We start from the raw sequence: 12,451 nt of genomic DNA, 5'->3' as shown, positions 1-12,451 counted from the left end.
TGCGGTCGATGTCGTCCTCGGGCGCGCCGCCGGCGACGAGCTTGTAGACGAGGACGATCAGGGCCAGTGCGAGGGCGAGTTTGACGGACGTGCGCATACTCAGTGGCTACACGTCGCGCCACTATACCTTTTCGGGACGCCGGTCTCGCCCGCCTCAGACCGCGAGGTGGTCCGTTATCTCCTCGCGGACGATGGTCTCGCAGTACGCACAGCGGACGCCCTCGTCGAGGACGTCGAAGCGGGTCTCGACGGGCTCGCCCGCGTTCGTGATGCAGTGGCGGTTCGGACAGCTGAGGAGGCCCGCGACCTGCTCCGGGGGTTCGATTTCGGTCTTCTCCGCGACCGCGTAATCCCGGACGATGTTGACCGTCGCGTCCGGCGCGATGAGCGAGAGGACGTCGAGTTCCGCCTGACTCATCTCGCGGCCCTCGACCTTCACGATGTCCTTGTGGCCCATCGTCTCGCTCGGGACGTTCATCCCGAGGCTGACGCCCTCGCCGCCGCTGCCGTCGATTCCAAGGATGGCGAGGACGTGGAGGGCCTCCCCCGCCGGCACGTGGTCGATCACCGTCCCGTCTCGAATCTTCGAGATGCGGAGTTCTGTGTCCTTCTCCGTCATGCCGCATCACCCCCCGCTTCGAGCAGGAGGTCGAGCAACGCCATCCGCACCGGGACGCCGTTGTGCGCCTGGTCGAAGTACGTCGCGTTCGGCGACTCGTCTATCTCCGGGTCGATCTCGTCGATCCGCGGCAGCGGATGCATCACGGCGAGGTCGTCGCGCGCGCGTTCGAGCGTCTCCGCGTCGATTCGGTACTCGCCCGCCACCGCCTCGTACTCCTCCTCGTCCGGGAAGCGCTCGCGTTGGATTCGGGTCACGTAGAGCACGTCGAGTTCGGGGAGGACGGCGTCGAGGTCCTCGTGTTCGCGGACGTTCGCGCCCGCCTCGTGGAGGTCGTACCGCACCGAGCGCGGGAGGCGCAGGCTCTCCGGGCTGACGAAGTGCTGGCGGACGTCGAAGTTCGTCAGCGCGTGCGCGAGCGAGTGGACCGTCCGCCCGTACTTCAGGTCGCCCATGATACCGATGGTCAGGTCGTCGAGACCCGCGTTCTCGTCGATCGTGTAGAGGTCGAGCAGCGTCTGACTCGGGTGGTGGCCCGCGCCGTCGCCCGCGTTCACGAGCGGGACGTCCACGAACTCGCTCGCCATCCGCGCCGCGCCCTGACTCGGGTGGCGGAGTACGATTCCGTCCGCGTACCCCTCGACGACGCGTGCCGTGTCCGCGAGCGACTCGCCCTTCTTCACCGAGGAGTCCTCGACCGCCCCCATGTCGATGACGTCGCCGCCGAGACGCTTCGCCGCGGTCTCGAAGCTCATCTTCGTCCGCGTGCTCGGCTCGAAAAAGCAGAGCGCGAGCAGCGCGCCCGGGTGTCGCTCGGCGTGCGCGGCGGGGTCGCCCGCGAACTCCCGCGCGCGTTCGAGGACGGTCTCGATGTCCGCCCGCGAGAGCTGTTTCGCGGTGAGCAGGTGGTCGTGGCGCATCGTCAGTATCCGCGCGCGCTGCGGCCTTGAAGGTCCCGAACCTTCTTGCCGGATGGGGGTCCCACCCGCGGCCATGCTTGCCATCGCGGGCGGGAAGGGCGGCGTCGGGAAGACCACCACGGCGCTCGCGCTCGCCGACGCATACGTCCGCCAGCGCCGCCGGCCGCTCGTCGCCGACGCCGACCGCGGGATGCCGAACTGCCACCTGTGCGCCGGTACGTCCGGCGAACGCGGCGTCGCCGCCCTCGCCTCCGGGACGCCCCTCGACGCGTGCGTCGAACCCGCCCGCGTCCCGCCCGGGACCGACGTCCTCGCCGGCGGCGACGCCGCCCCCGAGTCGTACCTCGACGACCTCCCGACCGACCGACCGGTCCTCGTCGACACCGCCGCGGGCGCGGGCGCGGACGTCGGCGCGGCCCTCGCCGCCGCCGATAGCGCCGTCGTCGTCGTGACCGCCGACCGTGATGCCGTCCGCGACGGTCTGAAGAGCGCCGCCCTCGCCCGCGCGCTCGGCACGCCCGTCGCCGCGTGCGTCGTCGTCGCCACCACGGGCGACGTGACCGGCATCGAGCGCGTCGTCGAAGCCCCGGCCGTCCCCGTGCCAGCCTCCGCGACCCCGCTCGCCGACGCGGCCGTCGAAGCCGCCTACGACCGCGTCGCCGGGGTAATCGGTCCGAACCCTTAACAATAGCATCGCCCCTATCTCGGTAGCATGGCGGACCGGCTCCCCACGGGCATCGACGTTCTCGACCGGAAGCTCGACGGTGGGCTCCCGGCCGGGAGTCTGCTCGTCTACGAGTCGCCCCCGGCGAGCCAAGGCGAGTTGCTGCTCCACGAGTTCGCCGCCGCCCGCGACACCCTCTACCTCACCGCCGACCGGACCGAGGACGCCGTCGTCGACGCCTTCGATGGCGCCGCCGTCCCCCAGGAGACCCCCGACGTCCGCTACCTGTCGAGCGACGCGCCCCTCGACGACGGCCGCCGGCTCTTCCGGAACGTCGGCGAGGGCGAGACGCTCATCATCGACCCCGTCGACACCCTCGAACGGACCGAACGCACCCGCTACGAGACGTTCCTCTCCGAACTCCAGAACCACATGCACAACACGGGCAGCGTCGCCGTCCTCCACGGGCTCCGCGGCGACCACGTCCCCGACCTCCGCGATACCACGGTCCACATCGCCGACGTCGCCTTCCGCCTCCAGACGACGATTGCCGGCGGCGACGTCGAGAACACGCTCTCCGTGCTGAAGTTCCGCGGCGGGAACGCTCTCGACGAGACCATCAAGCTCAACCTCGGCGACCGCGTCGGCATCGACACCTCGCGCGACATCGCCTGACGCGCGGCTTCGCGGTCGAAAAGCGGGAGAACCAGAACCGCGAGCCGAATTCGGTCGCCCTTTCGGGTCGACCTATTCCTCACGCATCGCGCCCGCGGCGCCCTCCGTTCGGTGAGTGGCGACGACGAGCGTCGGCGAGGCGTCGCCTACTCATCGCGGGTCGCCCTGCTCCCCGCTCGCAAACTGCGGTCCGCTTCGCGCGCCGCTCTATTCCTCACGGGCCGATTCGCTCCCCGTTCGGCTGTTCGGTCGCCCCTGCGGGCCGACCTATTCCTCGTCGAGTTCGTCGACGATCTCGTCGGCGTCGACGTCCGCGTCTTCGAGGGCGTCCTCGATGTCGCCGAGGTCCTCCTCGCCGCCACCCATGCCGCCCATCATGCCGCCCATGCCGCCCATCATGCCGCCCATGCCGCCGCCGTCGATGATCTCCTGGACGATGACGCGATCGACGTCGATCTGGTCCATGACCTGCTGGAGAATCTGCTGTTTGCCCATCATCCACTGCTGATTGAACTGGAGCTGCGGGCTCTGCTCGATGTACAGCGTCTCCTTCTCGACGGTCTCCGTCTCGAACTCGGGCTCCTCGTCCTCGTCCTCGCTCTCGACTTCGACTTCTTCCTCGACCTCGTCCGTCTCGATGTGCATGTCGAGGTCGACGTCGAAGTACATGCTGAGGAGGCCCTGGGCCTTCTCGACGCGGTCCGTGACCTCACCGAGGACCTCGTACTGGTACTCGATGTCCTGACCGGCGAGCATGTGGTTGAAGTCGACGCGGGCGCGCCCGCCGATGATCGTCTCGACGTGGCCGTGCTGGCCCTCGATGTCGACGTGCGCGCCGGGGTAGCGGTCGTCCTCCGGAATCTTCTCGGCGCTCACCGTGCGGACCTCGCTCTCGTCGTACTCGCCGAAGGCGTCCGCGGCGGGGACGACGACGGTGCCCGTGTCGCCGACCTCCTTGCCGATGATGTCGTCCTCGACCGGCTCGAAGATGTGGCCCTCACCGAGCACGATGGTGCGCGGGGAGAACTCCTGGTCGCCCGTGTCGACGCCTTCCTCGTCGGCGACTTCCTGGTCGGTCGTGTCGACGAGGTCGCCGTCCTCGACGGTGCGCGCGGTGTACGCGAGCTCGATGAAGTCGCCCGCCTGCAGTCCCTCGGGCTCCTCGGCGTCTGCGTCGTCGGCCGCCTCGGCCTCTTGCTGGTCGCTCATACGCACACGGACACCCGTTCGACCCTTAAGAATCACGTTTCTCCCGCGCCGGTCGCGCCGGTCGCGCCGGTCAGCGCATCGTTTCGAGGTCCCGGAGCACGTCCGCGTTCACGGAGAGCCACGTCGTCAGCCGGGTCGCCTCGTCGGCGTCCGCGGGGTAGCACGTACAGCGGTCCGGGCCGCGCTCCTGTCGGACGACGACGGATTCGAGCGCGTGGTCGGGGGCGGGGACGGTCGGACGCGGCGCGTCGCCGGCGGCGGAGTCTGCTGACATCCCACTCGTGGGTGGGCCGTCATCGGGTAAGAAGGCTGCTAAGAGGGGTACGGAGGACTCAATAGTCGTTCGTCGCGCCGTCTCGCCACCGAACCGCCGCGCCGGTCGCACCGCCGCGCCGTCCCGCGAGCGCCCCGAGCGCGCCGCGGGCACATCGGGGCGTTCCGGACGGCTTTTGCCCCTACCGTCCGACGCCTCGCGCATGTACGAGGTCGAAGTGAAGGTGCCCGCGGACCACGGCGACGTCCGCGACGCGCTGGCGTCGGTCGGCGCGGAGCGGGGCGAGACGGTCGAACAGGTCGACACCTACTACGACGCGCCCCACCGCGACTTCGCCGAGACGGACGAGGCGCTTCGCGTCCGGCGCGTCACGGACGACGACGGCGAGCGCGCCCGCATCACCTACAAGGGCCCGAAGGTCGACAGCGAGTCGAAGACCCGCGAGGAGGTCGAGACCGGCGTCGAGGACGGCGCGGACGCGGGCGCGATCTTCGAGGGTGTCGGCTTCACGCCCGCCGCGACCGTCGAGAAGACCCGGACGTACTACGCCTACGACGACTACACCGTCGTCCTCGACGACGTCACCGGCCTCGGGCAGTTCGTCGAGGTCGAACGGGAGAGCGAGAACGTCGCGTCCGCCCGCGAGGGTGCCTTCGACGTCCTGCGCCGTCTCGGGCTCGACCCGAACGAACAGGTCCGGACCTCCTACCTCGGCCTCCTCCTGGAGTAGCCCGCGCGACCGTCGACATAACCGCGGAGCATATTTGAGGTCGTTTTCGTTTCCGCAAGTTATAGAACCGGCGACGGCGAAGGGTGGGTAATGACCGAGCGGAACATCCGCGTCCAGCCCATCGAGCGCGGTGCCGTCGAGGACGAGACCGTCGAAATCGTCGAGCGCAAGGGTGTCGGCCACCCCGACTCCATCTGCGACGGCGTCGCCGAGCACGTCTCCGAGGCCCTCGCGCAGGCCTACCTCGACCGCGTCGGGAAGGTCCTCCACTACAACACCGACGAGACCCAACTCGTCGCCGGTACCGCCGCGCCCGCCTTCGGCGGCGGCGAAGTCGTCGAACCCGTCTACCTCCTCGTCGTCGGGCGCGCCACCAAACACTACGTCGACGAGGCTGGCGACGAACACCACATTCCCGTCGACGCCATCGCCCTGGAGGCCGCCCGTGACTACCTCCGCGAGACCCTCCCCGCCCTCGACCTCGAAACCGACGTCGTCGTCGACGTCCGCCTCGGCGAGGGCTCCGGCGACCTGCAGGAGGTCTTCGGCGAGGACGAACAGCACGTCCCCGAGGCCAACGACACCTCCTTCGGCGTCGGTCACGCGCCCCTCACCGAGACCGAGGAGCTCGTCCTCGAAACCGAACGCCACCTCAACGGCCCCTATCACGACGACAACCCCGCCATCGGGCAGGACGTCAAGGTCATGGGCAAACGCGAGGGCGACCACATCGACCTCACCGTCGCCGTCGCGCTCGTCGACCGCCACGTCCCCGACCTCGACGCCTACGAGGCCGAAGTCGAGGGCGTCCGCGAGACCGTCGCGTCCCTCGCCGCCGACTACACCGACCGCGACGTCACCGTCCACGTCAACACCGCCGACGACTACGAGGAGGGCTCCGTCTACCTCACCGTCACCGGCACGAGCGCCGAACAGGGCGACGACGGTTCTGTGGGTAGGGGCAACCGCGCCAACGGGCTCATCACCCCGAACCGCTCGATGAGCATGGAGGCCACGTCGGGCAAGAATCCCGTCAACCACATCGGGAAGATATACAACCTCCTCTCCACGCAGATCGCCGAGAGCGTCGTCGCCGACGTCGAGGGCATCCGCGACCTGCGCGTTCGGCTCCTCAGCCAGATCGGCCGCCCCATCGACCAACCCCACGTCGCCGACGTCCACGTCGTCACCGACGACGACGTCACCGTCGACGACATCGAGGCCGACGTCCGCGAGATCGTCGACGCCGAACTCGCCGACGTCACCTCCATCACCCAGCGCGTCATCGACGGCGAACTCGGCACCTTCTAACGGGCCGCTTGCCGGGCGCGCCCCGCGGGTACGCTCGACGAACGCTCCACCAGAAGCGCACTGCGGGGTCACTCACGTCTCGCGCCTCCCGCGCGAGTGAACCGCTTCGTCCGGAGGCGACGCGCCTTTGGTCCGCCCGCTCGTCTCTCGCGCCATGCATCCGCCGGACGCCGACGCCGTACTCGTTCGCCACGGCGACATCGGCATCAAGAGCCGCTCCGTCCAGACGCGCATGGAGGAGCGCCTCGCGGCGAATCTCGAATCGCACCTCGACGCGCGCGGCATCGAGGGGCGCGTCGAACGCGAGTACGGCCGCCTCGTGGTCCACGCCGCCGACGTCGAGGCCGCGACCGCCGCCGCGACGGACACCTTCGGCGTCGTCTCCGCGAGCCCCGCGCGCGTCGTCGACGCCTCGCTCGACGCCATCACGGACGCGCTCGCGCGCATCGCCCGCGAGCACTACCGCGGCGGGACGTTCGGCGTCGACGCGCGCCGCGCGGGCGAACACGACTTCGGGAGCCACGACATCGGCCGCGAGGGCGGGCAGGCCGTCTGGGAGGCCGTCGAGGACGAGTTCGACCCCGAGGTGGACCTCGACGACCCCGACCTGACCTTCGGCGTGGAGTGTCGGGACGCCCGCGCGTTCGTCTACCTCGAAGAGCGGGACGGTCCCGGCGGGATGCCGCTCGGCACCCAGGAGCCGCTCGTCGCGCTCGTTTCGGGGGGTATCGACTCGCCCGTCGCGGCGTGGTTGGCGATGAAGCGCGGCGCGCCCGTCGTGCCCGTCTACCTCGACCTCGGGCCGTACGGGGGGGCCGACCACGAGGCCCGCGCCGTCGAGACGGTGCGACACCTCGCCACCTGGGCCCCCGATCAGGACCTCGATGTCCGGCGCGTCCCCGCCGGCGAGGCCGTCGAGCGCCTCGACGCCGAGGTCGGCAACACCCGGATGCTCTCCTTCCGGCGCTTCATGTACCGCGTCGCCGAGCACGTCGCCCGCGACGTCGGCGCGGTCGGCATCGTCACCGGCGAAGCCATCGGCCAGAAGTCGAGTCAGACCACCGCGAACATGGCGGCCGTCGCGGGCGCGAGCGACCTCCCGGTGCATCGCCCGCTGCTCTCGTGGGACAAACAGGACGTCATCGCGCGGGCCCGCGACCTCGGCACGTACCGCGACGCGACGATGAACGTCGGCTGCGACCGCCTCGCGCCCGCACAGCCCGCGACCGCCGCGTCCGCCGAGCGCGTCGTCGCCGCCGAACCCGACGACCTCCTCGACCTCGCCGCGGCGGCCGCCGCCGACCGCGACATCGTCTCCGTCGAACCCGTGGCCGTCGAACCGGAACCGGAGGCGTCGCCGTGACTGAGGTCTGCATCGTCGCCGAGGACGACGCGGCGCTCCCCGACGACCTCTACGCCTACGAGACGGCCTATCGCGCCCTCGCCACCTACGACCCGACGTACCCCTGGACGAACGCGCTCGTCGTCGAGACGATGAGCCTGGGGACCGCGGTGTCGCTCCTGAACGACCTCGACTGGTACCTCTCGCGCGTCTCGCGCGACGCCTTCGTCCGCGACCCGAGCGTCAGCGAACGCGAGTGGCTCTCCCGGCCGCTCGCGCGCGAACTCCGCGACGGCGACGCCGATCCCGAGGAGGCCGTGAACCGCCTCCGCGTCTACGGCGTCGACGACGGCCGCCTCGTCGACCCCACGATGGTCCTCCGGGGCGACGCACAGGAGGGCGCGTACGAGCGCAGCGAGTACGACGACACCGTCGTCGTGCGCGTGACCCGCGAGGAGTTCCACTAGCGGCCGACCCCGAAGAGCTACCCGTCCGGGCGCGCTCACCTCGGACGATGCCCTCCCCCGACGCCGACCGGCCCCCGGAAGCGCGCGCCGTCGCCGAACGCTATCTCCGCCGCGAACGCCCGCTCAGCGCCCTCGTCGTCGTTCTCGCGGTCGCGCTCTTCCTCGCCGCGTACGCCGCGACGTCGCTCCTCCCCGCGGTCGGCGTCGCGGCCGTCCTCCTCGTCGTCGCCCGCGCCCCGATCCTCACGTCGAACGGCACGATCCGCCTCCGAACCGACGCCGATCCCAAGACGGTCGCCGCGAGCTTCGCCGGGCCGACGCCGCCCGTGCTCGCGCTCCAGTGGGGCGTCGCCGACGGCGTCGTCCCCGCCGACGACGGGGCGACGTATCCCGTCTCGTACCTCTTCGGTCTCCGCTCCATCGAGATGGCCGTCGAGACGCACGTCTCGGAGACGGACGACGGCGCGCGCCGCGTCGAACTCGACGTCACCGCGAATGGGTCCGCGTGGGCGACGTACACGGCGACAATCCGCGACGACGGCGAGGGGACGGTCGTCGACGTCGAGTACGACGCGGAGCGGCGCTTCGGCCTCCGGCGCGTCCCACAGCAGCTCGTGGCCGAACGCTACCGCGACGAGGCGCTCGCGGTGCAGGGGTACGAGGTCGTCGCGCGCGACGCGCACTTCGGGCTCTGACGCGACGGCGAAACCGTCGCACGGGACCTATCGCTACTCGAAGACGCCGGCGGTGAGGTAGCGCTCGCCGCTGTCCCAGAACATCGTGACGACGAGCGGGTCCTCGTCGTCGTCGGCCTCGTAGGCGTAGCGCTCGGCGACGCGGCGCGCGACGATGGAGACGGCCCCGGAGGACTGGCCGACGAGGACGCCCTGCTCGCGGGCGAGACTGCGGCACTCGGCCTCGGCGTCGTCGATGTCGACGGTCTCGACGGTGTCGATGACCTCGATGTCGAGGATGTCGGAGACGAAGCCGGGCCCCATCCCCTGGAAGGCGTCCTCGCCGGGTTCCTCGCCGGAGAGGACGGCGTTCCCCTCGGGTTCGACGGCGACGACCTCCATGTCGGGGAACTCCTCCAGGAGGCGGTGGCTGGTGCCGGTGATGGTCCCGCCGGTCCCGACGGCGGCGACGAAGGCGTCGATGTCGCGGCCGTCGACCTGCGCCAGTATCTCCTCCGCAGTCGTGCGGTAGTGCGCGCGCGGGTTCGCGTCGTTCTCGAACTGCCGGATGGGGTAGGCGTCGGTCTCGGCGGCGATCTCGGCGGCGCGGTCGTTCGCGTCCGTCATCGACCCCTCGACGAGTTCGAGGTCGGCGCCGTAGGCGCGCAGGAGGTTGCGGCGCTCCTGGGACATGTCCGCGGGCATGACGATGGTGAGGTCGTAGCCGCGCGCGGCGGAGACGACGGCGAGGCCGATGCCGGTGTTGCCGCTCGTCGCCTCGACGATGCGGTCGCCCGGCGAGAGGTCGCCGGCCTCCTCGGCGGCGAGCACCATCTCGCGGGCGGGGCGGTCCTTCGCGGAGCCGCCGGGGTTGAACGACTCGACCTTCGCGGCGATTGTCGCGCCCTCGGGCGACGGGACGCGGAGGAGCGGCGTCCCGATGGCGTCGAGGATGCTGTCGATCATCACGCCGTGGTACGCGTGAGGGGGTTAAACCGGTGGCGCTCCCCGGGGCGCGACGCGCGGCCGAACCCCTGCCGATGGCACGGCGGTTAAGCCAATCGAGACCCTACGGATAGCTATGTCCGAGCAACTCGAAACGATGCAGCCGAACCCGGCGTGGGACGCCGACGCCCACGAGGGGACCGTCGAGACGTGGCAGCGCGTGGCCGACGACGTGACGGTGAAGGTGTGGGGCGGCGACTGGTGTGGCGACTGCCGCGGCCAGCTTCCGGACTTCGCGGCCGCCCTGGCGGCCGCCGGGGTCGACGACGTCGAACACTACCCCGTCGAGCGCGAGGACGGCGAGAAGTACGGGCCCGGCGTCGACGAGTACGGCATCGAGCTCATCCCGACGGTCGTCGTCGAGGACAAAGAGGGGAACGAGCTCGCGCGCTTCGTCGAGGAGGAGGACCGCCCCATCGCGGTGTGGCTCGCCGAGCGCCTCGACGAGATCGAGGCGTCCGCCTGAGTCAGCGGTACTCCTCGAGCCACCCGACCAGTCCGTCGGTGTCAGTAACGGGCGGGGAGCACGCGCGCCGACAGACGTAGGCGGTCGGGCCGTCGCGCGCCGCCCGGCCCGCCCAGATCGGCGGCGCCTCCTCGCGCCCGAGGTCGTCCAGCCACGCCGCGAGCCCCGCGTCCGTCGGCGGCCGCCGCGAGAGGAGCCGGTCCGGGAGGTAGCGTTCGGCGAGCGCGTCGCGCCACTCGCCGGGGAGCGCGTCGGCCGCGACGGTCACTTCGAGGTGGCCGCGCTCGCGCGTGTCGGCCGCGAGCGCGAGCGACGGGTGCGTGAGCGCCTGCGTCTCGACGGTCTCGGCGTGCGTGGCGAGCACGCCCTCGACGACCTCCCGATAGTCGCTCTCCGGGCGGAACGCCGCGAGGGCGTCGAGGACGCTCGCGGCGACGCCGGTCGGCGACGGCGTCGACCTGTCGGCGAGCTCCTGCGGGCGCGCGAGGAGGTCCTCGCCGCTCGCGGGCGTGAAGTAGAGCGTTCCGTCCTCCGCGTCCCAGTGCTCGGCCACGAGCGCGTCCGCGAGGTCGCACGCGAACGCGAGGTGCTCGACGTCGCCCGTCGCCTCGTAGGTCGCCAGCGCGCCCGCGGCGAGGAACGCGTAGTCCTCGAGGTAGCCGTCCCCTTTCGCGTCGCCGTCCGCGTAGCGCCGCGCGAGCCGTCGTTCCGCCTCGTCCCAGAGGTGCTCGCGGACGAAATCGAGCGCCTCGACGGCGCGCGCCGCGTAGTCGGCGTCGAGGACGAGGCCGGCCTCCGCGAACGCGCGAATCGCCAGCCCGTTCCACGCGCCGATGACCTTCTCGTCGCGGGCCGGCCGCGCGCGCTCGGTGCGCGCCTCGTAGACCTCCGCGTGCGCGCGGTCGAGGCGCTCGCGGGCGTCCGCTTCGTCCATCCCGAGCTCCTCGGCGACGTCGGCGAGGTCGCGCCGGCGGGTGAGGACGCTCGACCCCTCGAAGCTCCCGGACTGCGTCACGCCGTAGTACGCGCCGAAGACGGTGGCGTCCGTCGGGTCGTCGACCGCGGCGCTGACCTCGTCGAGCGTCCAGACGTAGAACGCCCCTTCCTCGCCCTCGCTGCGGGCGTCGAGCGTGCTGTAAAAGCCACCCTCGGGGTGGGAGAGCTCGTCCGCGACGAAGTCGAGCGCGCCCGCCGCGACCTCCCGGTAGCGCTCCGTACCGGTGTGTTGGTACGCGGCGAGGTACGCCCGGGGGAGTTCGGCGTTGTCGTAGAGCATCTTCTCGAAGTGGGGCACCGTCCAGTCGCGGTCGACGCAGTAGCGGTGGAACCCCCCGCCGAGCTGGTCGTAGAGGCCGCCCGCGGCCATCGCGTCCAGCGTCCCCGTGGCGACCGACTCGGCCTCGTCGTCGCCCCGCGCGGCGGCGCGCAGGAGGACGTGGAGCCGACCGGGTTGGGGGAACTTCTGCCCGCCGCCCCACCCGCCGTGTTCGCGGTCGGCGCGCTCGACGGCGGCGCTCGCGGCGGCCTCGACGGCGTCGCTCCCCGGCGGCTCCCCGCGGGCGTCCGGGACGCTCTCGACTTCGCCCCGCAGGGCGCTCGCCCATTGGTCGGCGCGCGATTCGACGGCCTCGCGCTCCTCCGTCCAGCGCTCGTGGAGCGAGCGGAGGACGTCGAGGAAGCCCGGTTGGTTCCCGCTCGCCTCCCGCGGGAAGTACGTCCCGACGTAGAACGGCCGCTTGTCCGGGGTGAGCCAGACGGAGAGCGGCCAGCCGCCCCCACCCGTCGCCAACTGCGCGACGGTCATGTAGAGGTCGTCGACGTCCGGGCGTTCCTCCCGGTCCACTTTCACGGGGACGAAGTGCTCGTTGAGGGACGCGGCGACGTCCTCGTCCTCGAAGGACTCCTCGGCCATCACGTGACACCAGTGGCACGCCGAGTAGCCGATGGAGAGGAAGACCGGCACGTCGCGCTCTTCGGCGGCTTCGAACGCCGCGTCGTCCCACGGCTGCCAGTTCACGGGGTTGTCCGCGTGCTGTCGGAGGTACGGGCTCGCCTCGTCGGCGAGGCGGTTGCGTGCCGTCGGGTCGCTCATACC

At 71.2% G+C, this 12,451-nt stretch carries 14 protein-coding genes; 8 read left to right on the top strand and 6 right to left on the bottom strand.

Annotated features, from left to right (window positions below; genetic code table 11):
• Positions 1-154: 154 nt before the first annotated feature.
• The gene (gene pyrI / locus IEX84_RS00450) at positions 155-619 is read right to left on the bottom strand and encodes an aspartate carbamoyltransferase regulatory subunit (protein ID WP_188869012.1); all 465 of its coding nucleotides are present in this window, start codon (positions 617-619) and stop codon (positions 155-157) included.
• Positions 616-1,539: an aspartate carbamoyltransferase gene (gene pyrB / locus IEX84_RS00445; RefSeq protein WP_188869011.1), complete on the bottom strand. Its 924-nt coding sequence runs from the start codon at positions 1,537-1,539 to the stop codon at positions 616-618. Before pyrB ends, pyrI begins: the two co-directional genes overlap by 4 nt.
• A gap of 73 nt (positions 1,540-1,612) precedes the next feature.
• Between pyrB and IEX84_RS00440 the strand changes: the two genes are divergently transcribed.
• Together IEX84_RS00440 and IEX84_RS00435 are read left to right on the top strand one after the other, a co-directional pair.
• Positions 1,613-2,224 carry a nucleotide-binding protein gene (locus IEX84_RS00440; RefSeq protein WP_188869010.1) on the top strand — a complete coding sequence of 204 codons (612 nt, stop codon included), beginning with the start codon at positions 1,613-1,615 and terminating at the stop codon, positions 2,222-2,224.
• A gap of 27 nt (positions 2,225-2,251) precedes the next feature.
• Positions 2,252-2,878: an RAD55 family ATPase gene (locus tag IEX84_RS00435; protein ID WP_188869009.1), complete on the top strand. Its 627-nt coding sequence runs from the start codon at positions 2,252-2,254 to the stop codon at positions 2,876-2,878.
• A gap of 267 nt (positions 2,879-3,145) precedes the next feature.
• On the opposite strand, the gene IEX84_RS00430 is transcribed toward IEX84_RS00435, so the two are convergent.
• Together IEX84_RS00430 and IEX84_RS00425 are read right to left on the bottom strand one after the other, a co-directional pair.
• The gene (locus IEX84_RS00430) at positions 3,146-4,087 is read right to left on the bottom strand and encodes an FKBP-type peptidyl-prolyl cis-trans isomerase (protein WP_188869008.1); all 942 of its coding nucleotides are present in this window, start codon (positions 4,085-4,087) and stop codon (positions 3,146-3,148) included.
• A 70-nt stretch (positions 4,088-4,157) separates the two neighbouring features.
• Entirely contained in the window at positions 4,158-4,361 is a 204-nt protein-coding gene (locus IEX84_RS00425) for a DUF7511 domain-containing protein (protein WP_188869007.1), read from the bottom strand.
• A gap of 202 nt (positions 4,362-4,563) precedes the next feature.
• On the opposite strand from IEX84_RS00425, the gene cyaB reads away from it, so the two are divergent.
• From cyaB to IEX84_RS00400, 5 genes are all read left to right on the top strand, one after another.
• Positions 4,564-5,091 carry a class IV adenylate cyclase gene (gene cyaB, locus IEX84_RS00420; RefSeq protein ID WP_188869006.1) on the top strand — a complete coding sequence of 176 codons (528 nt, stop codon included), beginning with the start codon at positions 4,564-4,566 and terminating at the stop codon, positions 5,089-5,091.
• Between the two features lie 90 nt (positions 5,092-5,181).
• Complete coding sequence (locus tag IEX84_RS00415; protein ID WP_188869005.1) at positions 5,182-6,402, top strand: methionine adenosyltransferase; 1,221 nt, start codon at positions 5,182-5,184, stop codon at positions 6,400-6,402.
• Positions 6,403-6,556: 154 nt separating this feature from the next.
• Positions 6,557-7,765 (top strand): tRNA sulfurtransferase, encoded by a 1,209-nt coding sequence (locus IEX84_RS00410; protein WP_188869004.1) that lies wholly within the window; start codon positions 6,557-6,559, stop codon positions 7,763-7,765.
• Positions 7,762-8,211, top strand: coding sequence for a DUF5804 family protein (locus IEX84_RS00405; RefSeq protein WP_188869003.1), 450 nt, complete (start codon positions 7,762-7,764; stop codon positions 8,209-8,211). Before IEX84_RS00410 ends, IEX84_RS00405 begins: the two co-directional genes overlap by 4 nt.
• A gap of 47 nt (positions 8,212-8,258) precedes the next feature.
• Complete coding sequence (locus IEX84_RS00400; protein ID WP_188869002.1) at positions 8,259-8,906, top strand: hypothetical protein; 648 nt, start codon at positions 8,259-8,261, stop codon at positions 8,904-8,906.
• A 33-nt stretch (positions 8,907-8,939) separates the two neighbouring features.
• Here IEX84_RS00400 and IEX84_RS00395 read toward each other — a convergent pair whose 3' ends face one another.
• On the bottom strand, positions 8,940-9,851 hold the full coding sequence (locus IEX84_RS00395; protein ID WP_188869001.1) for a PLP-dependent cysteine synthase family protein: 912 nt from the start codon (positions 9,849-9,851) through the stop codon (positions 8,940-8,942).
• Between the two features lie 109 nt (positions 9,852-9,960).
• Here IEX84_RS00395 and IEX84_RS00390 point away from each other — a divergent pair, with 109 nt between their 5' ends.
• Entirely contained in the window at positions 9,961-10,356 is a 396-nt protein-coding gene (locus tag IEX84_RS00390) for a TlpA family protein disulfide reductase (protein WP_188869861.1), read from the top strand.
• A gap of 1 nt (position 10,357) precedes the next feature.
• On the opposite strand, the gene IEX84_RS00385 is transcribed toward IEX84_RS00390, so the two are convergent.
• Positions 10,358-12,448: a thioredoxin domain-containing protein gene (locus IEX84_RS00385; protein WP_188869000.1), complete on the bottom strand. Its 2,091-nt coding sequence runs from the start codon at positions 12,446-12,448 to the stop codon at positions 10,358-10,360.
• Between the last annotated feature and the right edge of the window lie 3 nt (positions 12,449-12,451).

Source organism: Halarchaeum rubridurum (genome assembly GCF_014647115.1).
Lineage (GTDB): Archaea > Halobacteriota > Halobacteria > Halobacteriales > Halobacteriaceae > Halarchaeum > Halarchaeum rubridurum.
The sequence above is the reverse complement of the archived record's forward strand: the minus strand, read 5'-3'. Positions and strand labels throughout refer to the sequence as shown.

Bases quoted from the DNA above. Each gene is read 5' to 3' on its own strand.
- pyrI (WP_188869012.1), bottom strand. From the start codon at position 619: ATGACGGAGAAGGACACAGAACTCCGCATCTCGAAGATTCGAGACGGG.
- pyrB (WP_188869011.1), bottom strand. From the start codon at position 1,539: ATGCGCCACGACCACCTGCTCACCGCGAAACAGCTCTCGCGGGCGGAC.
- IEX84_RS00440 (WP_188869010.1), top strand. From the start codon at position 1,613: ATGCTTGCCATCGCGGGCGGGAAGGGCGGCGTCGGGAAGACCACCACG.
- IEX84_RS00435 (WP_188869009.1), top strand. From the start codon at position 2,252: ATGGCGGACCGGCTCCCCACGGGCATCGACGTTCTCGACCGGAAGCTC.
- IEX84_RS00430 (WP_188869008.1), bottom strand. From the start codon at position 4,087: ATGAGCGACCAGCAAGAGGCCGAGGCGGCCGACGACGCAGACGCCGAG.
- IEX84_RS00425 (WP_188869007.1), bottom strand. From the start codon at position 4,361: ATGTCAGCAGACTCCGCCGCCGGCGACGCGCCGCGTCCGACCGTCCCC.
- cyaB (WP_188869006.1), top strand. From the start codon at position 4,564: ATGTACGAGGTCGAAGTGAAGGTGCCCGCGGACCACGGCGACGTCCGC.
- IEX84_RS00415 (WP_188869005.1), top strand. From the start codon at position 5,182: ATGACCGAGCGGAACATCCGCGTCCAGCCCATCGAGCGCGGTGCCGTC.
- IEX84_RS00410 (WP_188869004.1), top strand. From the start codon at position 6,557: ATGCATCCGCCGGACGCCGACGCCGTACTCGTTCGCCACGGCGACATC.
- IEX84_RS00400 (WP_188869002.1), top strand. From the start codon at position 8,259: ATGCCCTCCCCCGACGCCGACCGGCCCCCGGAAGCGCGCGCCGTCGCC.
- IEX84_RS00395 (WP_188869001.1), bottom strand. From the start codon at position 9,851: ATGATCGACAGCATCCTCGACGCCATCGGGACGCCGCTCCTCCGCGTC.
- IEX84_RS00385 (WP_188869000.1), bottom strand. From the start codon at position 12,448: ATGAGCGACCCGACGGCACGCAACCGCCTCGCCGACGAGGCGAGCCCG.